This is a genomic window from Pseudomonas sp. RC3H12 (assembly GCF_018596375.1).
In the GTDB taxonomy this organism is placed as follows: domain Bacteria; phylum Pseudomonadota; class Gammaproteobacteria; order Pseudomonadales; family Pseudomonadaceae; genus Aquipseudomonas.
The window spans coordinates 4,178,453-4,204,609 of sequence record NZ_CP075595.1 but is presented as its reverse complement, the minus strand read 5'-3'; the positions used below and the strand labels follow the sequence as shown (position 1 = coordinate 4,204,609).

Genomic DNA, 26,157 nt, shown 5'->3' with positions numbered 1-26,157 from the left:
CAGGCCGTGAATTGGGGCGCTGCGCGCCCCGTGCGTCTGCACCAGGCGCGGTGTGGTGATCAGACGAAGCAGAGTGACAGTGGTTCGGCGATGTAGGCCGGCTTCTCTTCGCCTTCGATTTCAAGGGTGACCGTGGCCTTGAGCAGCCATTGCCCGGGCTTCTTTTCGGTGGCGTCGGTCAGGTCGACTTTGAGTCGTACCTGGCTGTCGACCTTCACCGGCTGGATGAAACGCACACTGTCCAAGCCGTAGTTGACTACCATCTTCAGCCCTTCGGGCAGCACGAGAATATCTTCCATCAGCTTGGGGATCAGCGACAGGGTAAGGAAACCATGGGCGATGGTGCTACCGAACGGGGTCTTGGCCGCTTTCACCGGATCGACATGGATGAACTGGAAATCGCCGGTGGCTTCGGCGAACAGATTGATGCGTTCTTGGTCGATCTTCAGCCATTGGGAACGGCCCAGCTCCTTGCCAACGTACTGCGAAAGCTCTGTAACGGGTACATAGGGCATCGCGACATCTCCAGATTGTCATTTGGTACGAATGTTCAAGATCAGCACGCTGCACCGTTTCAGTCAAGTTGCCCGTTTTTCGCCGAATATCGCCTTATAGGCAATTGCTTAGCGTGCTTATAATGGCCGCCATGTTCTGACGGAGGTCCCTATGCTGTTGCGTGGTCTGACCTGGCTGGTGCTGTTCCAGTTGCTGGGAACGGCGATCAACCATTTGTTCCTGCACATCCTGCCCGGACCCATCATCGGCCTGTTGCTGCTGCTGGTGTTCCTGATGGTTCGTGGCGAAGTCGGCCAGCCGCTCAACGAGGCCGCTGGCAGCCTGCTGCGCTACCTGCCGCTGCTGCTGGTGCCGCCGGCGGTGGGGGTGATGGTCTATGCCAGGGACATCGCGGCGGACTTCTGGGCCATCGTCGGGGCGCTGTTGATTTCCTGCCTGGCGACCTTGGTGTTCGTCGGCGTGCTGATGCAGAAACTCATCCAGCGCCAGGGCAAGCACGAGGAGCAGCCATGACCCTCGATTGGCAAGGCGCGCTCGACGCGGTCATCCACCATCCGCTGTTCGGCATCGGCATCACCTTGGCCGCCTACCAGCTGGTGCTGGCAGGTTATGAAAAGACCCGCTGGATCTTCCTGCAACCGGTGCTGGTGTCGATGCTGGGGGTGATCGGCATCCTGCTTGTCTGCGGCATCGACTACGCCGAGTACCGCAAGAGCACCGAGATCATGAACATCCTCCTGGGCCCGGCCACCGTGGCCTTGGCGGTGCCGCTCTACTTGAACCTGCGGCGGATCCGCCAGCTGTTCTGGCCGACATTTACTACGCTGGTAATCGGAGGCCTGTTCGCCACCGTGGCGTGTCTGGCGCTGGGCTGGTGGTTTGGCGCCGAGCACATGATCCTGATGACCATGGCGCCGAAGTCGGTCACCTCGCCGATTGCCATGCTGGTGGCCGAGCAGATTGGTGGTGTGGCGGCCCTCGCCGCGGTGTTCGTGCTGATCACCGGGGTGATCGGTGCGATCTTCGGCCCGGCGCTGCTAAGCCGCTTCGGCGTGCTCAGCCCCGAGGCCCGGGGCATGGCGCTGGGCGTCACCGCTCACGCGGTGGGCACATCGGTGGCTTTGCAGGAAAGTGACGAATGCGGCGCCTTCGCCGCGCTGGCGATGAGCCTGATGGGGGTGGCCACGGCGGTGTTCCTGCCGTTGGCGGTCAGCCTGGTGGCTTGAGGAATCGAGATGACATTACCGCTGTTTCCCCTCAATACCGTGCTGTTCCCCGGTTGCCTGCTCGATCTGCAGATCTTCGAGGCGCGCTACCTGGACATGATCGGCCGTTGCATGAAGCAGGGTGAAGGCTTTGGCGTGGTATGCATCCTGGAAGGCGAGCAGGTGGGCAAGGCGGCGCCGGTGGTGGCGTCGGTCGGCTGCGAGGCGCTGATCCGCGACTTCGTGCAGCAGGACAACGGTCTGCTGGGCATTCGCGTCGAAGGCGTGCGGCGTTTTCGTGTCGAGCGCACCGAGGTGCAGAAGGACCAGTTGATGGTCGGCGAGGTGCAGTGGCTGTCGGAACTGGCGGATGGGCCGCTGCAGGAGCAGGACGATGACCTGCTGGCGCTGCTGCTGGCCCTGGGTGAACACCCGATGGTCGAGGCGCTGGACATGCCGCGGGATGTCGACGGGCGACAGGCGTTGGCCAACCAGTTGGCCTACCTGTTGCCGTTCGTGGAAGAGGACAAGCTCGACCTGCTGGCAATCGATTCGCCCCAGCTCAGGCTGGAGGCGATCCAGGCGTTACTGGAGCGGATCCAGGGCGAACTATTCGCCTGAACCGTCCAGGCCCGCTCCGATGTTTGGTAGGAGCGGGCTACCAAGTGCTGGCCGTCAGTATTGGTAGCGCAGCAACGCCTTGGGCAGCGCGTGCAGGGCAAAGAACGTCAGCAACGCGATGCACGCTGGCAATACCAGCCACCATACCCGCTGCGGCAGCGCCGTGAGCGGCTGGCGATATTGCACCAGGGTCAGGCTCAGCGCACACATGCAGCATGCCAGCAGCGCGCCGGCGAGGATATCGGTCGGCCAGTGCGCGCCCAAGTATACCCGCGACAGCGCGATGGCCAGGGCCGGAATGCACCCCAGTAGCACCCAGGTCAGGCGCATGCGCGGCGGCTGGCCGCGCCCGGCCAGCACCGCCAGCACCAGGAAGAAGGCGAACGATGCCGAGCTATGCCCGCTGGGCATGCTGTAGCTGGTCAGCGGGTCGGTCAGCACCTCGGGGCGGGCGCGGGCGAACAACCATTTCAGCGTGCCGTTGGCCAGGGCTGTGCCGATCAGTGTCGCGCCGGCGAACAGCGCGTGGCGCCATTGCCGGGCCAGCAGCAACAGGCCCGTGAGCAGGCCACCGAGGAAGAACTGGGTACGGAAGTCGCCCAGGCGGGTAATTACCACCACGGCGCCGTCGATGGCCTGGCTGCGGTGTTCCTGCACCAGGGTCATCACACCCTGGTCGAATTCGCTCAAGTAGCGCCAGCCGATGAACAGCGCGGCTACCGCCAGGCCACTGAGGGCGGCGATCAGGCGGGTGCCGTGGCGTTGATCGCGGATGCTGGTGCTCAGGCTCAGGCCGATCAGCACCGCCAGGGTGCCCATGACAATCCCCGCGTCCAGCCAGAAGCCTTCCGGCAGTGGCAGGCGCATCGCCGCGCCGGTGGCCCAGCCGGGCAGCAGGTAGGCCACCGACCAGCCGGCGCCAGCCACCAGGCTCACCGCGATGAAGCGCGGCAGGGGCATATCGAACATGCCGGCGACCATCGGTAGCATCGGTCGCAGCGGGCCGATGAAGCGGCCGACCAGCAGGCTGGCGATTCCATAGCGCTGGAAGTACGCCTCGGCGCTGCCAATCCACTCCGGGTGGCTGCGCAGCAACGGCAGGCGGCGGATGTTCTGGTGGAAGTACTTGCCGATGGCGTAGGAGATTGCGTCGCCGAGCATGCCACCGAGGAAACCCAGTAATAGCGTTTCGCCCAGGCTGAAGGTGCCGCTGCCGGCCAGCACTGCGACCGCGAACAACAGCACGGTGCCGGGCACGATGATGCCGGCGATGGCCAGGCATTCGACGCAGGCCACGAGGAAGATTGCCAGGCCCAGCCACTGAGGGTTGGCGCCAAGCCAGGTGGTCAGGCTGTCCAGCCATTGGCCCATGGTTCAGTTTCCTTGTTCAAGCATGAAGAAGTCTTGCCCTTCGACCTGGCCGCGTCGCAGCGGGTTTCGGGTGCAGTGGCGGGCGTAATCGGCATCGACGAAGCGGTAGGGCAAATGTTCGTCGCGGCCATGGGGGATGCCCAGGCGGGTGGTCTGGATCACCCGGGGAACCTCGATGCCGCAGTCTTCGACGTACAGATGCTCGGGGTCGAAACGCCGGGCATCCCAGTGCGGCACCTTCAGGCCCATGGCCCGGCACAGCAGGGTCTGGCCGTTGCACAGGCGCTCGGGAGGGCGCAGGTTGCCGCTGGCGTCGGGGTTGTTCAGTTGCATCCGGGCCAGGCTGTTGGCGTCGGAGATGGCGTCGATCCAGGGGTAGGCGGACTTGATCAGCACCGCGTTGCCCGGGCCCTGGGCGCTGAAGTTCAGTGAGTCGCCGCCGCGGGCGTAGTACATGTAGATATGCCCGCCATCGAGGAACAGCGCCTTGCGCTTCTCGGTGAAACCCAGGGACGCATGGCTGCCCTTGTCGGTGAGGTAGTAGGCCTCGGTTTCGATGATGCGCGCCGCCAGCCAGAGGTCGCCATGGCGGTGACGGATGACCTTGCCCAGCAGGTCGCGGGCGAGGGTCTGCGCATCGCGATCGAAGAAACTGTCGGGCAGGGCGCGGGCCGGGCAGGGGGCTGGGGCGGACATACGGGCGGTTCGTGGCTGTGAAGGCGGGGATGATAGCAATGAATGGCTTAATCGAGGCTGAATCAAGTTGACGCTATCGCAGGGCAAGCCCGCTCCCACGCAAATGGCTGCATGCCCCGTAGGGCGTGGGAGCGGGCTTGCCCCGCGATGACGCTGAGGTGTGTTTCGATACGGGTGGTTACATCTTTCCTACGTATCGGCGGCAACCATTTTCTACCATCCGCCACCCGCCGCTGGGCGTACCCGAGCGCTCCAGTTATAATCAGCCGATTTCCCCTTTGCCAAGACACCGAACCCATGACCGAGTCCGTTCTTGACTACATGACCCGCCTGGGTCGCGCCGCCCGTGAGGCCTCGCGGGTGATCGGCCGTGCCAGCACCGCGCAGAAGAACCGCGCCCTGCAGGCCGCCGCCGACGCTCTCGACGCGGCCCGCGACGCGCTCACCGCAGCCAACGAACAGGACCTGGCCAATGGCCGTAAGAACGGCCTGGAACCCGCGCTGCTCGAGCGCCTGGCGCTTACTCCGGCGCGCATCGACGGCATGATCACCGGCCTGCGCCAGGTGGCCAGCCTGCCGGACCCGGTCGGTGCTCTCCGCGACATGAGTTACCGCCCGTCGGGGATCCAGGTCGGCAAGATGCGCGTGCCGCTGGGGGTGATCGGCATCATCTACGAGTCGCGCCCCAACGTGACCATCGACGCCGCCAGCCTGTGCCTGAAGTCGGGCAACGCCACCATCCTGCGCGGCGGCTCCGAAGCCATCCATTCCAACCGTGCCATCGCCACCTGCATCCAGCGGGGCCTGGCCGAGGCCGGCCTGCCGCCGGCAGTGGTGCAGGTGGTCGAGACCACCGACCGCGAAGCCGTGGGCGCGCTGATCAGCATGCCGGAATTCGTCGATGTCATCGTGCCCCGTGGCGGCCGCGGCCTGATCGAACGCATCAGCCGCGATGCCCGGGTACCGGTGATCAAGCACCTGGACGGTATCTGCCACATCTTCGTCGATGCCCACGCCGATCTGGACAAGGCCTGGCGCGTTGCCTTCAACGCCAAGACCTACCGTTACGGTATCTGCGGCGCCATGGAGACGCTGCTGGTGGACCAGTCGGTGGCCGAGCGCTTCCTGCCGGAAATGGCCCGCCGTTTCCAGGACAAGGGCGTCGAGCTGCGCGGTTGCGAGCGCACCCGGGCGTTCATCGCCGCCAAGCCAGCCAGCGAAGACGACTGGCACACTGAATACCTCGACGCGATCCTGTCGATTCGCGTTGTCGACGGCCTGGAGCAGGCCATCGAGCACATCAACCATTACGGCTCGCACCACACCGATTCGATCATCACCGAGCACCAGGGCCAGGCCCGGCGCTTCATGGCCGAGGTCGACTCGGCATCGGTCATGCTCAACACCCCGACCTGCTTCGCCGACGGCTTCGAATACGGCCTGGGCGCGGAAATCGGTATCTCCACCGACAAGTTGCATGCCCGCGGCCCGGTCGGCCTGGAAGGCCTGACCTGCGAAAAGTACGTGGTGATCGGCGATGGCCAGCTGCGCGGCCAGGAGCCGTGCTGAGTTGAGCAACCCTGTCGCAGTCCGGCGCGTCGGCATTCTCGGCGGCACCTTCGACCCGGTGCATATCGGTCACCTGCGCAGTGCGCTGGAAGTGGCCGAATTCATGTGCCTGGACGAACTGCGCCTGCTGCCCAACGCCCGGCCACCGCACCGCGACACCCCGCTGGTGGCCGCGCAGGATCGCCTGGCCATGGTGCGCGGCGCCGTGCAGGGCGTCGAGCGCCTGAGCGTGGATGCCCGCGAGCTGGCCCGCGACAAGCCGTCGTACACCATCGATACACTGGAGTCGATCCGCGGCGAACTGAGCGCGCACGACCAGTTGTTCCTGGTGCTGGGCTGGGACGCATTCTGCGGCCTGCCCAGCTGGCATCGCTGGGAAGAGCTGCTGCAACACTGTCACATCCTGGTGCTGCAACGCCCGGATGCCGATGTCGAACCCCCTGACGAGCTGCGCAACCTGCTGGCGGCGCGCTCGGAGAGCGATCCCACCGCCATGTCCGGCCCGGCGGGGCACATTTCGTTCGTCTGGCAGACTCCGCTTGCGGTGTCCGCCACGCAAATCCGACAGCTGCTGGCCAGCGGCAAGTCGGTGCGGTTCCTGGTGCCGGACGCAGTACTGGCCTATATCGAGGCACACGACCTGTATCGTGTGTCCAACTGACGGCGCCAGTGGGCGCCTCATCCAACGAGTTGAACGAGTTTTATATGAGCAAGCAGAAAATCAATGGCATCAGTGGCGAAGAGCTGGTCAAACTGACCATCACGGCTCTGGAGGACGTCAAGGCCCAGGACATCCAGGTCATCGACGTGCGTGAGAAGCACAGCCTGACCGACTACATGATCATTGCCACCGGTACCTCCAACCGCCAGATCAACGCGATGCTGGAAAAGGTCCGTGAAGCGGTCAAGAAACAAGGCGCACAGCCGCTGGGTGAAGAAGGCAAGGGCGACAGCGACTGGGTGCTGCTGGACCTGAACGACGTCATCGTGCACATGATGACTGCCGCTGCCCGCCAGTTCTACGACCTGGAGCGCCTGTGGTTGGGCGCCGAGCAGAGCCGTGCCGCCGATGCCAAGCACCACAGCCCGGAAAACGCCAGCGACTACTTCACCGACAAGCTCAAAGACCGGGAATAAGGAAGCGCCGTGCGTCTGCGTCTGATCGCGGTCGGCTCGCGCATGCCCAAGTGGGTCGAGGAAGGCTGGCATGAATATGCCAAGCGCCTGCCCCCCGAGCTTGCGCTGGAGCTGGTGGAAATCCCGCTGAACACCCGCGGCAAGAACGCCGATGTCGCCCGCCTGATCCGTCAGGAGGGCGAGGCGATGCTGAGCAAGGTGCAGCCTGGGGAACGCATCGTCACCCTCGAGGTCCATGGCAAGCCCTGGAGTACCGAGCAACTGGCGGGCGAGCTGGACCGTTGGCGCCTGGATGCGCGTACGGTCAACCTGATGGTGGGCGGCCCGGAAGGGCTGGCGCCGGAAGTCTGCGCACGCAGCGAGCAGCGCTGGTCGCTGTCGCCGCTGACGTTGCCGCACCCGTTGGTAAGGATACTCATCGGCGAGCAGATCTACCGCGCCTGGACCGTGTTGTCCGGGCATCCCTACCACAAATGAACCTGTAAGCCTGTCAGATGCCGCAGCAGATCCGCCTCAAGGACCACGAGAAAGACGCCCGCCTGGTGCGCAACCGCGTCGTCGTGGGCGCCGTGGCGGTGGTGCTGCTCGTCTGCGTATTGATCGCCCGGCTGTATTACCTGCAGGTCATCCAGTACGACTATCACTCGACGCTGTCAGAGAACAACCGGGTGCATGTGCAGCCGATCCCGCCGACCCGCGGGCTGATCTTCGACCGCAACGGTGTGGTGGTGGCCGACAACCGCCCCAGCTTCAGCCTGGTGATGACCCGCGAGCGCGCCGGCAATGCTGGCAAGTGGCAGGAAGTGCTGGACGTGATCGTCGAGGTGCTCGAGCTCACCCCTGACGACCGTGCCCTGTTCGAAAAGCGCATGAAGCAGGGGCGCAGGCCGTTCGAGCCGGTGCCGATCCTGTTCGAGCTCAACGAAGAACAGATCGCCCGCATCGCGGTCAACCAGTTCCGCCTGCCTGGGGTAGAGGTGGCGGCGCAGCTGGTTCGCCACTATCCCCAGGGCGCGCACTTCGCCCATTCGGTGGGCTATGTCGGGCGGATCAACGAGAAGGAACTCAAGACCCTCGACCCGGTGAACTACAGCGGCACCCACCATATCGGCAAGACCGGCATCGAGCGCTTCTATGAAGACGAACTGCATGGCCAGGTGGGCTACGAGGAAGTCGAGACCAACGCTCGGGGCCGGGTGCTGCGGGTGCTCAAACGCACCGATCCGAAGCCGGGCAAGGATATTGTCCTGAGCCTCGACATCAAGCTGCAGGAAGCCGCCGAGCAGGCGTTGGGCGGGCGCCGTGGCGCCATCGTCGCCCTCGATCCGCGCACCGGCGAAGTGCTGGCGATGGTCAGCCAGCCGAGTTTCGACCCCAACCTGTTCGTCACCGGTATCGGTTTCAAGGCCTACGCCGAACTGCGCGACTCGATCGACCGGCCGCTGTTCAACCGCGTGCTGCGCGGCCTCTACCCGCCGGGCTCGACGATCAAGCCGGCGGTGGCGATCGCCGGGCTCGACAGTGGCGTGGTAACGGCGGGCAGCCGGGTGTTCGACCCGGGTTACTACCAACTGCCCAACTACGATCACAAATACCGCAACTGGAACCGCAGCGGCGATGGCTGGGTTGATCTGGATGTGGCAATCATGCGGTCAAACGACACGTACTTCTACGACCTCGCGCACAAGATGGGCATCGACCGGCTGTCCAGCTACATGAACAAGTTCGGTATCGGGCAGAAAGTCGCCCTGGACATGTTCGAGGAGTCGCCCGGCTTGATGCCATCCCGCGAATGGAAGCGCGCCACCCGCCGCCAGGCCTGGTTCCCCGGCGAAACCCTGATTCTCGGCATTGGCCAGGGCTACATGCAGACCACGCCGCTGCAACTGGCCCAGGCCACCGCGCTGATCGCCAACAAAGGCGTGTGGAACCGCCCGCACCTGGCCAAGACCATAGAAGGCCAGCCACCGGTGGACGAGAACCCCATGGAAAACATTGTTCTGCGCGACAAGTCCGATTGGGCCAGGGTCACCCACGGCATGGAGCAGGTGATGCACGGCGCCCGCGGGACCGCCCGCAAGGCCGCCATTGGCTCGCAGTACCGCATCGCCGGCAAGAGCGGTACCGCCCAGGTGGTGGCGATCAAGCAGGGCGAGAAGTACGACCGCAACAAGCTCCAGGAACGCCACCGCGACCACGCCCTGTTTGTCGCCTTCGCCCCGGCCGACGACCCCAGGATCGTGGTCTCGGTGATGGTCGAGAACGGCGAGTCCGGTTCCGGCGTCGCCGCCCCCGTGGTACGTCAGGTCATGGATGCCTGGCTGCTTGACGAAAATGGCCGGCTCAAGCCCGAGTTCGCCCCTGCCACAGTCGCCCAGGAATCGGCCCCGTGAAGAACAACTTCGACCGCATGCTCTCCAGCGAGGACGTGATGCGCAGGCGCGCCAGCTTCCTGCAGCGCATCCATATCGACGGCCCCTTGCTGCTTATCCTGCTGACGCTCGCCGCCGGCAGCCTGTTCGTACTGTATTCGGCCAGCGGCAAGAACTGGGACCTGCTGATGAAGCAGGCCAGCTCGTTCGGCATCGGGCTGGTGTCAATGTTCATCATCGCCCAGCTCGAGCCACGCTTCATGGCGCGTTGGGTGCCACTGGCCTACCTGGCAGGGGTGTTCCTGTTGATCGTTGTGGACGTGATGGGCCACAACGCCATGGGCGCGACGCGATGGATCAATATTCCCGGGGTGATCCGCTTCCAGCCATCGGAATTCATGAAGATCATCATGCCGGCGACCATCGCCTGGTACCTGTCCAAACGCACCTTGCCGCCACACCTCAAGCATGTGGCGATCAGCCTGATCCTGATCGGCATGCCGTTCATCCTCATCGTGCGCCAACCTGACCTGGGTACGGCATTGCTGATCCTGGCCTCGGGAGCGTTCGTGCTGTTCATGGGGGGGCTGCGCTGGCGCTGGATCGTCAGTGTGATCGCGGCGGCGGTGCCAGTGGCGGTGGCGATGTGGTTCTTCGTCATGCACGACTACCAGAAGCAGCGCGTGCTGACCTTCCTCGACCCGGAAAGCGACCCGCTGGGTACCGGCTGGAACATCATCCAGTCGAAGGCGGCGATCGGTTCGGGCGGTGTGTTCGGCAAGGGCTGGCTGCTGGGCACCCAGTCGCACCTGGACTTCCTGCCCGAGAGCCACACCGACTTCATCATCGCCGTGCTCGGCGAAGAGTTCGGCCTGGTCGGCATCTGCCTGCTGCTGCTGATCTACATCCTGTTGATCGGTCGCGGGCTGATGATCACGGCCCAGGCCCAGACCTTGTTTGGCAAGCTGCTCGCGGGCAGCCTGACCATGACTTTCTTTGTTTATGTGTTCGTCAATATCGGTATGGTCAGCGGCCTTCTGCCCGTGGTGGGCGTGCCGCTGCCCTTTATCAGCTATGGCGGAACTTCGTTGGTGACGCTGCTGTCAGCGTTTGGCGTTCTGATGTCGATCCATACGCACCGCAAATGGATCGCACAGGTTTGAAAAAGGTGAAGAATTTCATGCAAGCAGTGCGTGGCTGGGCTGCCCGCCTGGCGCCGTGGTTCGGCGCGTTGGGTTTGCTTGGCGCAGTCCAGCAGGCTGATGCCGGTGACTATGACGGCTCGCCGCAAGTGGTCGAGTTCGTTGGCGAGATGACTCGCGACTACGGCTTTGCCGGCGAGCAACTGATGGCTGTGTTCCGCGAGGTGCAGCGCAAGCAGGCGATCCTCGACGCGATTTCGCGGCCGGCCGAACGGGTCAAGCCGTGGAAGGAATACCGCCCGATGTTCATCACCGATGCGCGCATCGCTCGTGGCGTGGACTTCTGGCGCCAGCACGAGGCCGTGCTGGCTCGCGCCGAGCAGGAATACGGCGTGCCGGCGCAGGTGATTGTCTCGATCATCGGGGTGGAAACCTTCTTCGGCCGCAATACCGGCAATTACCGCGTGATCGACGCGCTGTCCACGCTGGGCTTCGATTACCCGCCGCGCGCCGAATTCTTCCGCAAGGAGCTGCGCGAGTTCCTCCTGCTGGCCCGCGAAGAGCAACTCGACCCGCTCACGCTCAAGGGCTCCTACGCCGGTGCCATGGGCCTGCCGCAGTTCATGCCGAGCAGCTTCCGCGCCTATGCCGTGGACTTCGACGGCGACGGGCACATCAACATCTGGAACAACCCGGACGATGCCATAGGCAGCGTCGCCAGCTACTTCAAGCGCCACGGCTGGGTGGCCGGGGAGCCTGTGGTCAGTCGTGCCACCGTGCGTGGCGAGCGCGCCGACGAAGGCCTGACCAGCGGCATCGAGCCGGTGAAGACGGTCGCGCAGTTGCGGGCGCTGGGCTGGTCGAGTCATGATGCGCTGCGCGATGATCTGCCGGTCACCGCCTTCCGCCTGGAAGGTGAATACGGCCCTGAGTACTGGATGGGCCTGAAGAATTTCTACGCGATCACTCGCTACAACCGCAGCGTGATGTATGCCATGGCGGTGCATCAGCTTTCGGAACAGCTGGTTCTGGCACGGGGCGTCAAGTAAATGCGCGAACTCTTCACTGCAAATGCCGCAAAACTGCTGACCTGCGTCGCCGTCGGCCTGGTGCTGGCCAGTTGCTCGTCCAGTCGGCCCTCCACCCCGCAGAGCGGCAACACCGTGCGTGCGCAACCGGGCCTGGACATCAACCGTGCCCACAAGGACGGCGCGCCCTGGTGGGACGTGGACGTCAACAAGATCCCCGACGCCACCCCGACCGTGCACACCGGCAACTACAAGGCCAACCCTTACACGGTGCTGGGCAAGACCTACTACCCGATGCAGGACTCGCGCAACTACCGCGCCGAGGGTACCGCTTCGTGGTACGGCACCAAGTTCCATGGCCAGAACACGGCCAACGGCGAGCTCTATGACCTCTACGGCATGAGCGCGGCGCACAAGACCCTGCCGCTGCCGGCCTACGTGCGGGTAACCAACCTGGCTAACGGGCGCAGCGTGATCCTGCGGGTCAACGACCGTGGCCCGTTCTATTCCGACCGTATCATCGACCTGTCCTACGCTGCTGCGAAGAAGCTCGGCTATGCCGAAAGCGGCACCGCGCACGTGCGCGTTGAGGGCATCGACCCGCAGCAATGGTGGGCCCAGCGTGGCCAGCAGCCGCCGATGGTGCTCAAGGAGCCGCAGGTGGCCCAGGCCCAGCCGATCGCCGCCAGCACCGGGCGCGTCGAGCAGTGGACCCCGCCGCCGCAGCAGCACGCGGCGCCAGTAGTGCCGGTGCAGGTGGGCGGCAACAATGTGCCGAACGCCAGCGGCGGCAGCATCCTGCAAGTGGGCGCGTTCGCCAACCCGGACGCCGCCGAATTGCTGCGCTCGAAGCTGAGCACCATGGTCAGCGCGCCGGTATTCATCAGCTCCGTCGTGCGCAACCAGCAGACCCTGCACCGTGTACGCCTGGGACCGATCAGCAGCCAGGGTGAGATCCAGCAGGCCCAGGACAGCATTCGCCTGGCCAATCTCGGCCAGGCGAAAGTCGTGACTGACTGAGCAGCATCGCGCAGCGAACCCGCGCCCATGCCAGGTGGTCCGAACGGCGTGGGAGCGGGCATGCCCCGCAATGAATCAGCACACCGACCTGTCGGTTTGTTCATGAATTGCCGGTCGCAGGTATGTACAATGCCGCTTTTGCCCGCAGCGGCATTACGCCGCACTTTTGGGGCCAGGCCACAGGCCATAAAACTAGACTGACGGGGCGCTGGGCAAATGAACTTGCCCACGGAACATCAGACCATTAGCGATTTACGAGAGACGGATGAACATCACCAACCTTGCCAAACGACTTTGCCTGCCTGTTCTGCTGCTGATCACCCCTGCTGCCTTCGCAGCGGAGCAGATGATGCCGGCACCACCGCAACTGGCCGCCAAGTCCTATGTACTCATGGACGCGTCCAGCGGCAACGTGCTGGTCGAGAACAACGGTGACGAGCGCCTGCCGCCAGCCAGCCTGACCAAGCTGATGACCGCCTACATCGCCACCCTGGACATCCGTCGTGGCCAGATTGGCGAGAACGACCCGGTGACCGTCAGCGAGAACGCCTGGCGTACCGGCGGTTCGCGCATGTTCATCAAGGTCGGCAGCCAGGTGACCGTCAGCGACCTGCTGCACGGCATCATCATCCAGTCCGGCAACGATGCATCGGTCGCCCTGTCCGAGCACATCGCCGGCAGCGAAGATGCCTTCGCCGACATGATGAACAAGACCGCCACCGACCTGGGCATGGCCAACAGCCACTTCATGAACCCCACCGGCCTGCCGAACCCGGAGCACTACTCCTCGGCCCATGACATGGCCCTGCTGGCGCGTGCGATCATCAACGAGGATCCGGCGCACTACGCCATCTATTCGCAGAAAGAGTTCTTCTGGAACAACATCAAGCAGCCTAACCGCAACCTGCTGCTGTGGCGCGACAAGACCGTCGACGGCCTGAAGACCGGCCACACCGACGAAGCCGGCTACTGCATGGTCGCCTCAGCCGTGCGTGACGGCCAGCGTCTGATCGCCGTGGTGTTCGGTACCAACAGCGAGCAATCGCGGGCCGCCGAGACCCAGAAGCTGCTGACTTACGGTTTCCGCTTCTTCGAAACCCAGACCTTCTACCAGAAAGGCACCGAGCTGACTCAAGCTCCGGTATGGAAAGGCGCGACCAACCAGGTGAAAGCCGGCCTGGCCAACGACCTGACCATGACCATGCCTAAAGGCCAATTGAAACGCCTCCAGGCTTCGATGACCATGAACCCGCAACTGACCGCGCCCATCGCCAAAGGTGACGTGATCGGCAAAGTGGAAGTCAAACTGGATGAGAAAGTGGTTCACAGTGCCGACCTCATCGCCCTGGACGGCGTCGAGGAAGCAGGTTTCTTCGGCCGCATGTGGGACAGCATCCGCCTGTTCTTCTACGGTTTGTTCAACTGATACGTGACTTGCACGCCCCCGTGAACCAGGCGGGGGCGCTGCTGCCACGGCTTACGAGGCCGTTTCCGCCATGAGCGAAGAAGACGTCAAGTCGCACAAGATCGAATTCCCCTGCGAGGATTACCCGATCAAGGTGATCGGTGACACCGTTGTCGGTTTCAAGGACACGGTAATCGAGATTCTCAGCAAGTACGCCAAGGTCGACCTCTCGACGCTGGCCGAACGCCAGAGCAAGGAAGGCAAGTACACCACGGTGCAACTGCATATCGTTGCCACCGGTGAGGACCAGCTGCACGACATCAACAGCGCCTTGCGCGCTACCGGCATCGTGAAAATGGTGCTGTGATGCCTGCTTGCCTCGGTTTTCGCGATCTTGGCCTGCAGCCCTATGAACCGGTGCTGGAGGCCATGCGTCGCTTTACCGAGCAGCGTGGCCCGGACAGCCTGGACGAAGTCTGGCTGGTCGAGCATCCTCCGGTGTTCACCCAGGGCCAGGCCGGCAAGGCCGAACACCTGCTGATCCCCGGCGAGATACCGGTGGTGCAGACCGACCGCGGCGGCCAGGTCACCTACCATGGCCCCGGCCAGTTGGTGGCCTACCTGCTGCTGGATGTGCGCCGCCTGAGTATCGGCGTGCGCGAGCTGGTCAGCCGTATCGAGCAGACCCTCATCGACCTGCTCGCCAGCTATGGCGTGCAGGCGGTGGCCAAACCCGACGCTCCGGGCGTCTATGTCGATGGCGCGAAGATCGCGTCCCTTGGCCTTCGAATCCGCAATGGCCGTTCGTTCCACGGCCTTGCCCTGAACGTGGACATGGACCTTGCGCCATTCCGCCGAATCAACCCCTGTGGGTATGCGGGGCTGGCCATGACCCAGCTGCGCGACCTGGCAGGTCCGATCGAACTCATTGAGGTCAGGACAAGGCTGCGCGGACAGCTGGTCAAGCACCTCGACTATGCTGAGCAGACGACCCTGACGGGCGGAATCGACTGATTATGACAACTGTGCAAGAAGCCGTGCCGAACCTGATCCCGACGCAAGACGTCACCCCACGCCCTGCTCCTAAAAAAGTGGAAGCCGGCGTGAAGTTGCGTGGCGCCGACAAAGTGGCACGTATCCCGGTGAAGATCATCCCCACCGAAGAGCTGCCGAAAAAACCCGACTGGATCCGCGTGCGCATACCGGTTTCCCCGGAAGTCGACCGCATCAAGCAACTGCTGCGCAAGCACAAGCTGCACAGCGTATGCGAAGAAGCCTCCTGCCCGAACCTGGGTGAGTGCTTCTCTGGCGGTACCGCCACCTTCATGATCATGGGCGACATCTGCACCCGCCGCTGCCCGTTCTGCGACGTCGGTCACGGCCGGCCGAAGCCGCTGGATCTGGACGAGCCGAAGAACCTGGCCGTGGCCATCGCCGACCTGCGCCTGAAGTACGTGGTGATCACTTCGGTGGACCGCGACGACCTGCGTGATGGCGGTGCCCAGCACTTCGCCGACTGCATCCGCGAGATCCGTGCGCTGTCGCCGGGCGTGCAGCTTGAGACCCTGGTGCCGGACTACCGCGGCCGTATGGACGTGGCGCTGGAAATCACCGCGCAGACCCCGCCGGACGTGTTCAACCACAACCTCGAGACAGTGCCGCGCCTGTACAAGGCCGCACGCCCGGGCTCGGACTACGACTGGTCGCTGGACCTGCTGCAGAAGTTCAAGCAGATGGTCCCGCACGTACCGACCAAGTCCGGCCTGATGTTGGGCCTGGGCGAGACCGACGAGGAGGTCATCGAGGTGATGCACCGCATGCGCGAGCACGATATCGACATGCTCACCCTCGGCCAGTACCTGCAGCCGTCGCGCAACCACTTGCCGGTACAGCGCTTCGTGCACCCGGACACCTTCGCCTGGTTCGCCGAGGAAGGTTACAAGATGGGCTTCAAGAACGTCGCCTCCGGTCCTCTGGTACGCTCGTCGTACCATGCCGACCAGCAGGCTCACGAAGCCAAGATCAAGCTCTGAGTCGGGCTTGAGCGGGATATGCCGATGCGCGCCGGAAGGCGGCATCGGCATTTTTTTTGAGCTGCATGTTTCAAGCGACGAGCTGCAAGGAGTGGCGCGATGAATTGCCTGGAGACCGCTGAACCCCTGTTGCCCAAGGCACTGCCTGGCAACGCCCGTTTCGCCATCATCGCCCCGGCTGGCCCGGCGCGGCTGGATACCGACAAGGCTCGCCAATGGTTCGAGAAGCGTGGCCACCAGTGCCGGATCTACCCCGGGGTGCTGCAGGCGGACGGCTACCTGGCGGGCAGCGACGAGCAGCGCCTGCGAGACCTGCATGACGCGTTCCGCGCCCCGGACATCGACGCGATCCTGTGCATGCGCGGTGGCTACGGCAGCATGCGCCTGCTGGACCGTATCGACTTCGACTTGATCCGCCGTCACCCCAAGCCACTGGTGGGCTACAGCGATATCACCGCGTTGCATACGGCGATCAACCGGCATGCGGGGTTGGTGACCTTCCATGGGGCGATGCTCAATGCCGACTTGCTGGGAGCGAAGCTGGAGCCGACCGTGCGCTCATTGTTCGACCTGCTTGGCGGGCAGGTGGTGGCGGGGGACGAGATTGCCCATCCGGCGGATTTTGCGCTGACCGGAGTCATTCCCGGAGTGGCCAGTGGCAGGTTGGTTGGCGGCAACCTTTCCGTGCTTGGGGCAACATTGGCGACCTTGGGCGAAGTCGATACCCAGGGCAGCATCCTGTTCATCGAGGACGTCAACGAGCCGCTCTATCGTGTCGACCGCCTGCTGACCCAATTGCGCCTGGCCGGCAAGCTGGAGGGTGTGCGTGGCGTACTGGTGGGGGATTTTGCCGGTATCACGGTCGCGGCCATGACGCCCTTGCTGCTGGATACCTTCGGCCCGCTCGGGGTGCCGGTGCTGGCGGGGTGGCGCAGCGGGCATTGTGACCCGAATGTGTGCCTGCCGTTGGGGGCACGGGTAAGGCTCGACGCGGGAGAAAAGCGCCTGGTGCTCGAACAGGCCTTGTTCAAGGCCTGAAAAAGTTGGGGCCGTTTTTCGGCCCCAGTATTTGCTAGCGACGCAGGCTGTCGAGCAGCTTGTGCGTCGGATAACCATCCGCCGGCCAGCCCTGCGCCTGCTGCGCATTGCGAATGGCCTTGCGGGTATTGGCGCCGATGATCCCGTCGGGATTGCCCGCCTCATGGCCACTGGCGTTGAGCAAGGTCTGCAGCTCGATACGTTCGCTGCGGCTCAGCGGCAGGTCTTCTTTCGGCCAGCTGCCGGCAATGAACCCCCAACCGTAGAAGCGATCCCCCAGCAGGCTCACCGCCAGCGCGTAGGAGGACGAGTTGTTGTACTTGAGGATCGCGCGGAAGTTGTCCAGCACCAGGAACGCCGGCCCACGGGCACCGGCGGGCAGCAGCAGGGCAGCGGACAGCTGGTTGCTGCCTGCGGGCAATGCGGTGCCGGCGGGCAGTTTCACGCCCAGCTGCAACCATTCGCTGACGCTCTTGCGCTGGCTGCCATCGGCCAGCCACCAGTCGAAGCCGGCAGGTACCTGTACCTCGAAGCCCCAAGGCTGGCCACGCTTCCAGCCGGAGGCCTGCAGGTAGTGCGCGGTGGAGGCCAGCGCATCGGCGGTGCTGTTCCAAATGTCACGGCGACCATCACCGTCGAAATCCACCGCGTGGGTGAGGTAGGTGGTCGGGATGAACTGGGTCTGGCCCATGGCGCCGGCCCAGGAGCCGCGCATCGCGTCAGGCTGGATGTCGCCGTTTTGCAGGATCTGCAGGGCGGCGATCAGCTGGTCCTGGGCAAACTGTGGGCGGCGGCCTTCATAGGCCAGGGTGGCCAGCGAACGGATCACCGACTTGCTGCCCTGGAACTGCCCGAAGTTGCTCTCCATACCCCAAACCGAGACCAGCACCTGGCGGTCGACGCCGTAGCGTTGCTCGATGCGTGCCAGTAGCTCGGCATTCTGTTCGAGCAGTTTCTTGCCGTTGCGTACGCGCAGCGGCGACAGGGCGCCGTCCAGGTATTCCCAGACTGGGCGGGTGAACTCCGGTTGGCTGCGGTCAGCCTTGATCACGTCCATGTCCGGGGTGACGCCGAGGAAGGCACGGTCGAACAGACTGGCGCTGATCCCGGCTTGCAGGGCTTGCTCGCGGAAACCGGCCTGCCATTGGGCGAAGGTCTGCAGGGGCTGGATTTCGCTGCTGCCATCGGGCGTGGTGCCGGGCAGCGTAACGACGGGTGCGGGCTGGGCGGGGGCCAGCGGCAGGGCATCGGCGGCGGTGGGTTTCTCGGCGCAGGCGACGAGCAGGATGAAGCTTGTGGCCGCGATCAGCTGGCGGGGTTGCCAGCGGAGAGTGAGACGAGAGGGCATGCACAGATCCAGAATTGCAGGTCAGGTGCCGACCATACCATGCCTGCGCATTTCATGCCTTTTCAGGCGGCCATAAAGCAGGAAGCCTCCCAATCTCTCGATTGGAAGGCTTCGCGGCGGTAGCTGCCTTTGCCTTTTCCTGCCTGTTCCTGGCGGCAGCGGAACAGCGGTTGGGCGATGATCGACTTGGCCTTGTTGGGGCCGTGCTTTTTCGGCTTCTTGCTCATGGCGGGTTCCCGGTCTAGTTGGATTGCGGGCGCACTGTAGGCCTGTAGCGCTATGTGAGCCAATTGATTGTGTTTATGGCGGCGGGGCGCTTTATTCGGCGGGCAGCGGCAGGCGTTGTCCGGCCATGAGCAGCGACAGGCGCGCCAGACTGGTCCACGGCGAGCCCTCGGCCTGGCCCTTGATCTGCGCATCGATACGCTGGGCATCCTGCAGAAGCATGGCCCAGCGCTGCGCAGAGAGGCGCTGCAGGGCCTTGCTCACCAGTGGTCGGCGCTTGTCCCACACCGGTGGGCGCGCCTGGCTGAAGGCCTTGTCCAGCGGCACGCCCTGGCTGAACTGTTGTGCGAGCCCGGCCAGCAAGCGCAGTTCGCGGGCAAGGGCCCAGAGGATGACCGGCGGCTCGACACCTTCACCGCGCAGCCCTTCGAGCATGCGCAGGGCATGGGCTGCTTCGCCATTGAGAATGGCATCGACCAACCCGAACACATCGAAGCGGGCGCTGTCGGCGACAGCGGCCTGGACGGTTTCGACGGTGATCTGGTTGCCCTCGGCGAGCAACTTGAGCTTCTCGATCTCCTGGGCGGCGGCCAGCAGGTTGCCCTCGACCCGGGCGGCGATCAAGTCGATGGCGTCACGCTGGGCCGACAGGCCGGCCTGGGACAGGCGCTGGTTGATCCATTGCGGTAGTTGCTGGGCGTCCACCGGCCAGATCTGGATGAATTGGCAGTGCGCGCCTTCGATCAAGGCCTTGCCCCACTTGGTTTTCTGCGCGCTGCCATCGAGCTTGGGCAGGCTGATCAGCAGCAGCGTGTCCTCGGCCGGGTTGGCGCAGTATTCCATCAGCGCGGCAGCGCCTTTGTCGCCGGGCTTGCCCGAGGGCAGGCGCAGCTCCAGCAGCCGGCGCTGGGCGAACAACGACAGGCTGGCCCCGGCCAGCAGCAGGTTGCCCCAGTCGAAGTTGGCATCGGCGCTGAACACCTGGCGTTCGTCGTAGCCCTGCTGGCGCGCGGCGCCGCGGATGGCGTCGGCGGCCTCCTGGCACAGCAGCGGGTCGTCACCGCTGACGATGTAGACGGGCGCCAGCTGGCCTTGCAGGTGCTTGTTGAGTTGGGCGGGGGAGAGCTTCATGGCGAAGGGCGGGGCACCTCAGGTGCCCCGTTCAGGCTCAGGGAGCCGGGACTTCCAGCGGCGACTGCTGAGGCGTCTCGTCCTGGATGCGCTGGGCTTCCTTCAGGGCGCGAGCCTCGGCTTCGGCGCGCTCGTTGGCCTTGCGTTGCAGCTCGTCGAGGTGTTCCGGGGTCAGCTGCTGCAGGCGGGCCATCATGCCCTGTACCAGATCGCGGCGCATTTCTTCGCGGACCTGGTTGGCTTCCTGGCCAGAGCCGTTGATGTTGTTGCCGTCGTGAATGTAGTACTTGCGCACCTGCAGTTTGTCTTCGAGCAGGCGTGTGTCGTTCTGGCCTTCCAGTGCGTAGTTGAGCACGATGCTCAGCTCATATTCGGCCGAGCGGCTGCCGCCGTCGTAGGTTGCGGCGCGCTGGTTTTCCTGCTCGTTGGTGAGTACCAGCTTGTAGGGGGCACCGGCGTAGACCTTCACGCCGCTGCTTTCCAGGGTGCGGCGCAGCTGCATGACGGTCGGGCCGTACTGGTTGCGGGCGCCGAGGTCAATTTCCTTGATGCTCAGTTCGTTGGTTCCGGTGCCGCGCAGCTGGAAACCGCAGGCGCTGAGCAGCACAGCCAGGCCCATTACCAGCAGATTGCGTTTGATCATGTGTGTTGCTCCCTCGTGGACCGATTACGCCCGCCTGCAGGATGTGCAGGCGGGCGTTGCCATCAGTTGGCGACGATATTGACCAGTTTGCCCGGAACGACGATGACCTTGCGGATGGTCAGGCCGTCGGTGAAGCGCAGGACGTTCTCGTTGTTGCGAGCGGCGGCCTCGACTTCCTCGCGGCTGGCGGCGGCCGGCATCTCCACCTGGCCACGCAGCTTGCCGTTGACCTGTACCACCAGGGTCACAGTGTCCTGTACCAGGGCGCCTTCATCGACAATCGGCCAGTTCGCATCGATCACCGCCTGGTCGTGGCCCAGCTGCTTCCACAGCTCATGGGAGATGTGCGGGGTGATCGGTGCCAGCAGCAGGGTCACGGCCTCGAGGCCCTCCTGCAGCAGGGCGCGATCCTGGGCGGTCGCCTGTGGCGCCTTCTCCAGCACGTTCATCACGGTCATCACCTGGGCGATGGCGGTGTTGAACTTGTGGTACTGGCCCACGTCGGTGCTGGCCTGCTTGATCGCGGCATGGATGGCGCGACGGATGACCTTCTGCTCGTCGCTCAGGGCGGCGATGTCCAGCGTGCCCGGCAGGCCTTGGGCCACGTGGGCCTGGGCCAGGCGCCAGACGCGGCGCAGGAAGCGGCTGGCGCCTTCGACGCCGGAGTCGGACCATTCCAGGCTCATGTCGGGCGGCGAGGCGAACATCATGAACAGGCGGCAGGTGTCGGCGCCGTACTGCTCGATCATCGACTGCGGGTCGACGCCGTTGTTCTTCGACTTCGACATCTTCTCGGTGCCGCCGATTTCCACCGGCAGGCCATCGGTCTTCAGGCGCGCGCCGATGATCTTGGCCTTGGCGTCACGCTCGATCTCGACGTCGGCCGGGTTGAACCAGTCCTTGCCGCCGTTGCTGGCGACGCGGTAGTAGGTTTCGGCGACGACCATGCCCTGGGTCAGCAGGTTCTTGAACGGCTCGTTGGAGGTGACCAGGCCTTCGTCACGCATCAGCTTGTGGAAGAAGCGCGCATACAGCAGGTGCAGGATGGCGTGCTCGATGCCGCCGATGTACTGGTCGACAGGCAGCCAGTGGTTGGCGGCTTTAGGGTCGACCAGGCCTTTATCGTAGTTCGGCGAGGCATAGCGGGCGAAGTACCAGGACGACTCGACGAAGGTGTCCATGGTGTCGGTTTCGCGCTTGGCCGCGGTGCCGCATTTCGGGCAGGTGCACTCGTAGAACTCGGGCATGCGCGCCAGGGGCGAACCGGCACCGTCCGGTACCACGTTTTCCGGAAGTGTAACGGGCAGCTGGTCTTCCGGCACCGGCACGTCGCCGCAGGACGGGCAGTGGATGATCGGGATCGGGCAACCCCAGTAGCGCTGGCGGCTGATGCCCCAGTCGCGCAGGCGGAACTGGGTGCGCGACTTGCCGAGGTCCTTGCGGATCAGTGCGGCCTCGATGGCATCGAAGGCGCCCTGGAAGTCCAGGCCGTCGAATTCGCCGGAGTTGATCAGCTGGCCATGCTCGCCATAGGCGGCCAGCCATTCGCTGCCGACTTCGTCGCCGACGCTGGTGCGCACCACCGCCTTGACCGGCAGGTTGTACTTGTGGGCGAACTCGAAGTCGCGCTCGTCGTGCGCCGGCACGGCCATGACAGCGCCATCGCCGTAGTGCATCAGCACGTAGTTGGCGACCCATACCGGCAGCTTTTCACCGGTCAGCGGGTGCTCGACGAACAGGGAAGTGGCCATGCCCTTCTTCTCCTGCGTGGCCATGTCGGCCTCGGCGACGCTGCCGCTCTTGCACTCGTCGATGAACGCCTGCAGCGCCGGGTTGCCCTGGGCGGCCTGGGTGGCAAGCGGGTGTTCGGCGGCGACGGCAACGTAGGTGGCGCCCATCAGGGTGTCCGGACGGGTGGTGAAGACTTTCAGGGTGCCCTCATGACCGATGCTCGCCTGGTCATAGGGGAACTGCACTTCCATGCCGCGGGACTTGCCGATCCAGTTGCGCTGCATGGTCTTGACCTGCTCGGGCCAGCCCGGCAGCTCGTCGAGGCTTTCCAGCAGCTCGTCGGCGTAGTCGGTGATGCGGAAGTAGTACATCGGGATTTCGCGCTTTTCGATCAGCGCGCCCGAGCGCCAGCCACGGCCATCGATGACCTGCTCGTTGGCCAGGACGGTCTGGTCCGCCGGGTCCCAGTTCACGGTGCCGTTCTTGCGGTAGATGATGCCTTTCTCGAACAGGCGGGTGAACAGCCACTGCTCCCAGCGGTAGTAGTCCGGCTTGCAGGTGGTGACTTCACGCGACCAGTCGATGGCCAGACCCAGGCTCTTGAGCTGGGTCTTCATGTAGTCGATGTTCTCGTAGGTCCACTTGGCCGGGGCGACGTTGTTCTTCATCGCGGCGTTTTCCGCCGGCATGCCGAAGGCGTCCCAGCCCATCGGTTGCAGTACGTTCTTGCCCAGCATGCGCTGATAGCGGGCGATCACGTCACCGATGGTGTAGTTGCGCACGTGGCCCATGTGTAGCTTGCCGCTCGGGTACGGGAACATCGATAGGCAATAGTAGGTGTCTTTGCCTGGCTGTTCGGTGACAGCGAACGATTGTTGCTCGTCCCAGGCATTCTGGGCGGCGGCTTCTACATCACGGGGCGTGTATTGTTCGTGCATGGCTACTTTGTATTGAGAGATAAGAGACATGTTCCAGGCAGCTCGACCTCGCTGCGTCCGGCACTCCGGGATCTGCAAGAGTGAACGCCGTAGCATACATGAGCGCCGCGCATCGTGGGAAACCCTGATTGCATCGCCCGCCGCGCGGGCCGTTGGTCGCGGCGCCCGGCCGCTTTTACGAGTGACGCTAAGCTCATCTGTGGGGGGAGATATTCTTACCTTCAATGAGGTGAACGGATGGGAGAGTCGCAACTAACCGCAAGCAAACCGGAGCTTTACGAGCGCTTGATCGACCGTTTGGGCCTGGCACTGGAAGTGGCCAGAACCTCCGTGCGATTGCGCGACGAGATGCCTGCCGAACTGGAGTTACGTGGCCTGAGCCATGCCGAGTTCGAGGTGATCAAAGCCTACCTGGAATCCCTCCCGGAAGGCCGATTTGCCAGTGCCGGTGCCTACCCGCAACCGGAGCCGTCCTCGGCCAGGATTGTCTGGCTCAAGGACCGCAGGCGCCCCGGCGCCCCAGCCAGCTCCAGGACATTGCCGTCCCGATAGCCGTTCAGGGTTGCAGGCGCGGCGACGCGCCGGTTTTCGTAATGCACGCATCGATCGGCGCCGGTTGCCCTTGAGGCCCGGTGCCGATCCTCTTAGGCTGCACGCCTTCCATGGAGGTGTGTGATGCCGATCCGCTTTTTCATCAAACAATGGTTGATGCCGCCTGGCGTCCTGTTCCTGTTGCTGCTGGCCGCCTGGTGGTGGCGCCGGCGCCGTCCGCGCCTGGCCGCGGCCTGTTTCACCCTGGGGCTGGGTGGCTTGTGGCTGATGAGCTTGCCACTGACGGTCGAGCAAGTTGCCCGAACCCTTGAAACAGAACCTGCGTTGGCGCTCGAGGGGTGGGCAGGCCTGGCATCCAGGGCCGACGCCATCGTGGTCCTGGGCGCCGGACGGGAGCGCGGCGATCCGGCCTGGGGTGGCCTTGATCAGCCAACCTACGTTGCCCTCGAGCGCATGCGCTACGCCGCGCAACTGGCCAAGGCCTCAGGGCTGCCGGTGCTGACCAGCGGTGGCTTGCACTATGGCACGCCGCCCAGTGAGGCCCAACTGATGGCTGACCGCCTGGAGGCGGACTTTGGCGTAAAGGTTTCCTGGAAGGAGGAAGCCAGCCACACCACCTGGGAAAACGCCGAGTTCAGCGCCAAGGTGTTGCAACCGCTGGGTATCAAGCGGGTGGTGGTGGTGACGCAGGCCTGGCACATGCAGCGCTCGCGCTGGAGTTTCGAGCGGGCCGGGTTCGAAGTGGTGCCGGCGCCGGTGGGGTTCCTGGGGCGCGATCATGCGCGGCCGTTCGCGGGGTTGCTGCCGGAAAACCGGGCAATGTGGCAGAGCGGGCAGTTGCTCAACGAGGCGGCGGGGTTAGTGGGGTATCGCCTGTTCTACTAAGACTTGGGCCGCTACGCGGCCCAAGGGATGCTTCAGACGGTTCGCGCAATGCGCCCGGCCAGCAAGGCCCAGCCCAGCAGCAGCACGCAGACGATCGCCAGCGGCCACGAGCGCCATTGCAGGTACGGCGTCAGTTGCTGCATCGGTACCACCTCGCCATACAGCACGGCCCGCTGGAACTGCGGGACCTGCGTGGTGATCCTGCCGAACGGGTCGATCAGCGCGGTTACGCCGTTGTTGGTGGCGCGGATCATCCAGCGGCCGGCCTCCAGCGCTCGCATCTGGGCCATCTGCAGGTGTTGCAGCGGGCCGATCGAGGTGCCGAACCAGGTGTCGTTGCTGATGGTCAGCAGCAGGTCGCTGCGTGCGGCCAGGCTCGCAGCGAACTCGGGATAGACCACTTCGTAGCAGATGTATGGGGCGACCTGGTACCCCTTGGCCTGCAGCAGTGGCTGGTCCTCGGGACCACGGGCGAAATCCGACATCGGCAAGTTGAAGAACTCGATCAGGCCGCGCAGCATGTCCTGCAAGGGCACATACTCACCGAAGGGCACCAGCTTCTGCTTGAGGTAGGTGCCGTCGCCCTCGCCGGTCACGGTGATGCCGTTGAAGTAGCGGCGCTGGTGGTGGACCATCTGCCGCACCGGCACCCCGGTGATCAGCGCCGAATGCCGTTCGGCGGCGAAGGTACCCATCATGTCGATGTAGCCCTGGGCCTGGTCCTTGAGCACCGGCACGGCGGTTTCCGGCCAGATCAGCAGGTCGACGGGTTTCGAGCTGAAGCTCATGTCGCGGTACAGCGCCAGTTGCGCATTGACGTGCGCCGGGTCCCACTTCAGGTCCTGCTCGACGTTGCCTTGCAGGGCTGCCACCTTCAGCGGATCACCTGCCGGCTTGGTCCAGGCGTGATCCTTCAAGGCCAGGCCGATGATCCACGGCGCCGCCAGCAACACCGCACCAACAGCCAGGAACGAACGGCGCTCGCGCAGGCGATGGAGGTTGCACAGCAAGGCGGCAGTCAACGCCAGGGCGAACGAGATCAGCCACACGCCGCCCAACGGCGCCAGGCCCGCCAGTGGGCCATCGAGCTGGCTGTAACCTGCATAGAGCCAAGGGAAACCGGTGAGGAACCAGCCCCGGAAGGCCTCCTGCAGCAACCACAGGGCGGCAAAGCACAAGGCGTCTGCCAGCGGCGCCTCGTCGCGACGCAGCCAGCGTGCCCAGAGCCAGGCGGGCAGGGCGAAGAAGAAGGCCAGGCAGGCGAAGAATGCCAGCAGCAGCAGGATCGCCAGCAGCGGCGAGGCGCCGCCGTAGGTGTTCATGCTGACGTAGATCCACCAGGTGCCGGCGCCGTAGAGGCCGAAGCCGAAGCACCAGCCCCGGCCCAGGGCTTGTCGCGGGCTCAGCTCGCGCAGCCCGGCATAGAACAGCGCGAGGGACAGCAGGGCCAGCGGCCAGATGTCGAAGGGGGCCAGGGCCAGCAGGGTGGAGGCGCCGGCCGCCATGGCCAGCAGGTTACCGGGCCAGCCGGGGCGGGTGATCCAGCGCATG

Annotated in this window: 27 protein-coding genes; 18 read left to right on the top strand and 9 right to left on the bottom strand. The window is 64.5% G+C overall.

Annotated features, from left to right (window positions below):
- Positions 1–59 precede the first annotated feature (59 nt).
- Positions 60–515 (bottom strand): MaoC family dehydratase, encoded by a 456-nt coding sequence (locus tag KHO27_RS19105; RefSeq protein WP_023631661.1) that lies wholly within the window; start codon positions 513–515, stop codon positions 60–62.
- 151 nt (positions 516–666) lie between these two features.
- On the opposite strand from KHO27_RS19105, the gene KHO27_RS19100 reads away from it, so the two are divergent.
- The 3 genes from KHO27_RS19100 to KHO27_RS19090 are packed head-to-tail and all read left to right on the top strand — an operon-like array spanning position 667 to position 2,342.
- The gene (locus KHO27_RS19100) at positions 667–1,029 is read left to right on the top strand and encodes a CidA/LrgA family protein (RefSeq protein ID WP_102683791.1); all 363 of its coding nucleotides are present in this window, start codon (positions 667–669) and stop codon (positions 1,027–1,029) included.
- The gene (locus KHO27_RS19095) at positions 1,026–1,742 is read left to right on the top strand and encodes an LrgB family protein (RefSeq protein WP_102683790.1); all 717 of its coding nucleotides are present in this window, start codon (positions 1,026–1,028) and stop codon (positions 1,740–1,742) included. Before KHO27_RS19100 ends, KHO27_RS19095 begins: the two co-directional genes overlap by 4 nt.
- A gap of 9 nt (positions 1,743–1,751) precedes the next feature.
- Positions 1,752–2,342, top strand: coding sequence for an LON peptidase substrate-binding domain-containing protein (locus KHO27_RS19090; RefSeq protein ID WP_110703244.1), 591 nt, complete (start codon positions 1,752–1,754; stop codon positions 2,340–2,342).
- A 54-nt stretch (positions 2,343–2,396) separates the two neighbouring features.
- On the opposite strand, the gene KHO27_RS19085 is transcribed toward KHO27_RS19090, so the two are convergent.
- Positions 2,397–3,713: a bifunctional DedA family/phosphatase PAP2 family protein gene (locus KHO27_RS19085; RefSeq protein ID WP_110703241.1), complete on the bottom strand. Its 1,317-nt coding sequence runs from the start codon at positions 3,711–3,713 to the stop codon at positions 2,397–2,399.
- A gap of 3 nt (positions 3,714–3,716) precedes the next feature.
- Positions 3,717–4,409 (bottom strand): DNA-3-methyladenine glycosylase, encoded by a 693-nt coding sequence (locus tag KHO27_RS19080; protein WP_110703238.1) that lies wholly within the window; start codon positions 4,407–4,409, stop codon positions 3,717–3,719.
- 297 nt (positions 4,410–4,706) lie between these two features.
- Between KHO27_RS19080 and KHO27_RS19075 the strand changes: the two genes are divergently transcribed.
- From KHO27_RS19075 to KHO27_RS19015, 13 genes are all read left to right on the top strand, one after another.
- A complete protein-coding gene (locus KHO27_RS19075) occupies positions 4,707–5,978 on the top strand; it encodes a glutamate-5-semialdehyde dehydrogenase (protein ID WP_111533149.1) in 1,272 nt (423 codons plus the stop codon).
- Complete coding sequence (nadD, locus tag KHO27_RS19070; protein ID WP_110703232.1) at positions 5,947–6,639, top strand: nicotinate-nucleotide adenylyltransferase; 693 nt, start codon at positions 5,947–5,949, stop codon at positions 6,637–6,639. Before KHO27_RS19075 ends, nadD begins: the two co-directional genes overlap by 32 nt.
- Before the next feature lie 44 nt (positions 6,640–6,683).
- Complete coding sequence (gene rsfS / locus KHO27_RS19065; protein ID WP_102683784.1) at positions 6,684–7,115, top strand: ribosome silencing factor; 432 nt, start codon at positions 6,684–6,686, stop codon at positions 7,113–7,115.
- 9 nt (positions 7,116–7,124) lie between these two features.
- Complete coding sequence (gene rlmH, locus KHO27_RS19060) at positions 7,125–7,592, top strand: 23S rRNA (pseudouridine(1915)-N(3))-methyltransferase RlmH (RefSeq protein ID WP_023631106.1); 468 nt, start codon at positions 7,125–7,127, stop codon at positions 7,590–7,592.
- A gap of 17 nt (positions 7,593–7,609) precedes the next feature.
- Positions 7,610–9,508: a penicillin-binding protein 2 gene (mrdA, locus tag KHO27_RS19055; protein ID WP_110703229.1), complete on the top strand. Its 1,899-nt coding sequence runs from the start codon at positions 7,610–7,612 to the stop codon at positions 9,506–9,508.
- Between the two features lie 38 nt (positions 9,509–9,546).
- Positions 9,547–10,650, top strand: coding sequence for a rod shape-determining protein RodA (gene rodA, locus KHO27_RS19050; protein WP_177485983.1), 1,104 nt, complete (start codon positions 9,547–9,549; stop codon positions 10,648–10,650).
- 17 nt (positions 10,651–10,667) lie between these two features.
- Positions 10,668–11,678, top strand: coding sequence for a lytic murein transglycosylase B (gene mltB / locus KHO27_RS19045; RefSeq protein WP_111533197.1), 1,011 nt, complete (start codon positions 10,668–10,670; stop codon positions 11,676–11,678).
- Positions 11,679–12,677: a septal ring lytic transglycosylase RlpA family protein gene (locus KHO27_RS19040; RefSeq protein WP_046857280.1), complete on the top strand. Its 999-nt coding sequence runs from the start codon at positions 11,679–11,681 to the stop codon at positions 12,675–12,677.
- 265 nt (positions 12,678–12,942) lie between these two features.
- Positions 12,943–14,103, top strand: coding sequence for a D-alanyl-D-alanine carboxypeptidase family protein (locus KHO27_RS19035; protein ID WP_046857279.1), 1,161 nt, complete (start codon positions 12,943–12,945; stop codon positions 14,101–14,103).
- A gap of 70 nt (positions 14,104–14,173) precedes the next feature.
- Complete coding sequence (locus tag KHO27_RS19030; protein ID WP_023630272.1) at positions 14,174–14,449, top strand: DUF493 domain-containing protein; 276 nt, start codon at positions 14,174–14,176, stop codon at positions 14,447–14,449.
- Positions 14,449–15,096 carry a lipoyl(octanoyl) transferase LipB gene (lipB, locus tag KHO27_RS19025; protein ID WP_110703220.1) on the top strand — a complete coding sequence of 216 codons (648 nt, stop codon included), beginning with the start codon at positions 14,449–14,451 and terminating at the stop codon, positions 15,094–15,096. The genes KHO27_RS19030 and lipB overlap by 1 nt, the downstream gene beginning before the upstream one ends.
- Before the next feature lie 2 nt (positions 15,097–15,098).
- Positions 15,099–16,115: a lipoyl synthase gene (gene lipA, locus KHO27_RS19020; RefSeq protein WP_102683780.1), complete on the top strand. Its 1,017-nt coding sequence runs from the start codon at positions 15,099–15,101 to the stop codon at positions 16,113–16,115.
- A 99-nt stretch (positions 16,116–16,214) separates the two neighbouring features.
- Positions 16,215–17,153, top strand: coding sequence for a S66 peptidase family protein (locus tag KHO27_RS19015; RefSeq protein ID WP_214500636.1), 939 nt, complete (start codon positions 16,215–16,217; stop codon positions 17,151–17,153).
- Positions 17,154–17,187: 34 nt separating this feature from the next.
- On the opposite strand, the gene KHO27_RS19010 is transcribed toward KHO27_RS19015, so the two are convergent.
- The 5 genes from KHO27_RS19010 to leuS form a co-directional block, all read right to left on the bottom strand.
- Entirely contained in the window at positions 17,188–18,501 is a 1,314-nt protein-coding gene (locus KHO27_RS19010) for a lytic murein transglycosylase (protein ID WP_214500635.1), read from the bottom strand.
- A gap of 62 nt (positions 18,502–18,563) precedes the next feature.
- Complete coding sequence (gene arfA, locus KHO27_RS19005; protein ID WP_023630277.1) at positions 18,564–18,728, bottom strand: alternative ribosome rescue factor ArfA; 165 nt, start codon at positions 18,726–18,728, stop codon at positions 18,564–18,566.
- Positions 18,729–18,819: 91 nt separating this feature from the next.
- Complete coding sequence (holA, locus tag KHO27_RS19000; protein WP_139668291.1) at positions 18,820–19,857, bottom strand: DNA polymerase III subunit delta; 1,038 nt, start codon at positions 19,855–19,857, stop codon at positions 18,820–18,822.
- Positions 19,858–19,894: 37 nt separating this feature from the next.
- Entirely contained in the window at positions 19,895–20,500 is a 606-nt protein-coding gene (locus tag KHO27_RS18995; protein WP_111533153.1) for an LPS-assembly lipoprotein LptE, read from the bottom strand.
- A 62-nt stretch (positions 20,501–20,562) separates the two neighbouring features.
- A complete protein-coding gene (leuS, locus tag KHO27_RS18990) occupies positions 20,563–23,169 on the bottom strand; it encodes a leucine--tRNA ligase (RefSeq protein WP_111533154.1) in 2,607 nt (868 codons plus the stop codon).
- Between the two features lie 237 nt (positions 23,170–23,406).
- Here leuS and KHO27_RS18985 point away from each other — a divergent pair, with 237 nt between their 5' ends.
- Both KHO27_RS18985 and KHO27_RS18980 read left to right on the top strand, forming a co-directional pair.
- Positions 23,407–23,721, top strand: a complete 315-nt coding sequence (locus KHO27_RS18985) for a hypothetical protein (RefSeq protein WP_046857271.1) — start codon at positions 23,407–23,409, stop codon at positions 23,719–23,721.
- 123 nt (positions 23,722–23,844) lie between these two features.
- Positions 23,845–24,606, top strand: a complete 762-nt coding sequence (locus KHO27_RS18980) for a YdcF family protein (protein ID WP_102684176.1) — start codon at positions 23,845–23,847, stop codon at positions 24,604–24,606.
- 32 nt (positions 24,607–24,638) lie between these two features.
- Here KHO27_RS18980 and lnt read toward each other — a convergent pair whose 3' ends face one another.
- Complete coding sequence (gene lnt / locus KHO27_RS18975; RefSeq protein WP_110703197.1) at positions 24,639–26,156, bottom strand: apolipoprotein N-acyltransferase; 1,518 nt, start codon at positions 26,154–26,156, stop codon at positions 24,639–24,641.
- Position 26,157 lies beyond the last annotated feature (1 nt).

Excerpts from the sequence above, each read along its gene's own strand:
- KHO27_RS19105 (WP_023631661.1), bottom strand. The coding sequence starts at position 515 with ATGCCCTATGTACCCGTTACAGAGCTTTCGCAGTACGTTGGCAAGGAG.
- KHO27_RS19100 (WP_102683791.1), top strand. The coding sequence starts at position 667 with ATGCTGTTGCGTGGTCTGACCTGGCTGGTGCTGTTCCAGTTGCTGGGA.
- KHO27_RS19095 (WP_102683790.1), top strand. The coding sequence starts at position 1,026 with ATGACCCTCGATTGGCAAGGCGCGCTCGACGCGGTCATCCACCATCCG.
- KHO27_RS19090 (WP_110703244.1), top strand. The coding sequence starts at position 1,752 with ATGACATTACCGCTGTTTCCCCTCAATACCGTGCTGTTCCCCGGTTGC.
- KHO27_RS19085 (WP_110703241.1), bottom strand. The coding sequence starts at position 3,713 with ATGGGCCAATGGCTGGACAGCCTGACCACCTGGCTTGGCGCCAACCCT.
- KHO27_RS19080 (WP_110703238.1), bottom strand. The coding sequence starts at position 4,409 with ATGTCCGCCCCAGCCCCCTGCCCGGCCCGCGCCCTGCCCGACAGTTTC.
- KHO27_RS19075 (WP_111533149.1), top strand. The coding sequence starts at position 4,707 with ATGACCGAGTCCGTTCTTGACTACATGACCCGCCTGGGTCGCGCCGCC.
- nadD (WP_110703232.1), top strand. The coding sequence starts at position 5,947 with ATGGCCAGCTGCGCGGCCAGGAGCCGTGCTGAGTTGAGCAACCCTGTC.
- rsfS (WP_102683784.1), top strand. The coding sequence starts at position 6,684 with ATGAGCAAGCAGAAAATCAATGGCATCAGTGGCGAAGAGCTGGTCAAA.
- mrdA (WP_110703229.1), top strand. The coding sequence starts at position 7,610 with ATGCCGCAGCAGATCCGCCTCAAGGACCACGAGAAAGACGCCCGCCTG.
- rodA (WP_177485983.1), top strand. The coding sequence starts at position 9,547 with ATGCGCAGGCGCGCCAGCTTCCTGCAGCGCATCCATATCGACGGCCCC.
- mltB (WP_111533197.1), top strand. The coding sequence starts at position 10,668 with ATGCAAGCAGTGCGTGGCTGGGCTGCCCGCCTGGCGCCGTGGTTCGGC.
- KHO27_RS19040 (WP_046857280.1), top strand. The coding sequence starts at position 11,679 with ATGCGCGAACTCTTCACTGCAAATGCCGCAAAACTGCTGACCTGCGTC.
- KHO27_RS19035 (WP_046857279.1), top strand. The coding sequence starts at position 12,943 with ATGAACATCACCAACCTTGCCAAACGACTTTGCCTGCCTGTTCTGCTG.
- KHO27_RS19030 (WP_023630272.1), top strand. The coding sequence starts at position 14,174 with ATGAGCGAAGAAGACGTCAAGTCGCACAAGATCGAATTCCCCTGCGAG.
- lipB (WP_110703220.1), top strand. The coding sequence starts at position 14,449 with ATGCCTGCTTGCCTCGGTTTTCGCGATCTTGGCCTGCAGCCCTATGAA.
- lipA (WP_102683780.1), top strand. The coding sequence starts at position 15,099 with ATGACAACTGTGCAAGAAGCCGTGCCGAACCTGATCCCGACGCAAGAC.
- KHO27_RS19015 (WP_214500636.1), top strand. The coding sequence starts at position 16,215 with ATGAATTGCCTGGAGACCGCTGAACCCCTGTTGCCCAAGGCACTGCCT.
- KHO27_RS19010 (WP_214500635.1), bottom strand. The coding sequence starts at position 18,501 with ATGCCCTCTCGTCTCACTCTCCGCTGGCAACCCCGCCAGCTGATCGCG.
- arfA (WP_023630277.1), bottom strand. The coding sequence starts at position 18,728 with ATGAGCAAGAAGCCGAAAAAGCACGGCCCCAACAAGGCCAAGTCGATC.
- holA (WP_139668291.1), bottom strand. The coding sequence starts at position 19,857 with ATGAAGCTCTCCCCCGCCCAACTCAACAAGCACCTGCAAGGCCAGCTG.
- KHO27_RS18995 (WP_111533153.1), bottom strand. The coding sequence starts at position 20,500 with ATGATCAAACGCAATCTGCTGGTAATGGGCCTGGCTGTGCTGCTCAGC.
- leuS (WP_111533154.1), bottom strand. The coding sequence starts at position 23,169 with ATGCACGAACAATACACGCCCCGTGATGTAGAAGCCGCCGCCCAGAAT.
- KHO27_RS18985 (WP_046857271.1), top strand. The coding sequence starts at position 23,407 with ATGGGAGAGTCGCAACTAACCGCAAGCAAACCGGAGCTTTACGAGCGC.
- KHO27_RS18980 (WP_102684176.1), top strand. The coding sequence starts at position 23,845 with ATGCCGATCCGCTTTTTCATCAAACAATGGTTGATGCCGCCTGGCGTC.
- lnt (WP_110703197.1), bottom strand. The coding sequence starts at position 26,156 with ATGCGCTGGATCACCCGCCCCGGCTGGCCCGGTAACCTGCTGGCCATG.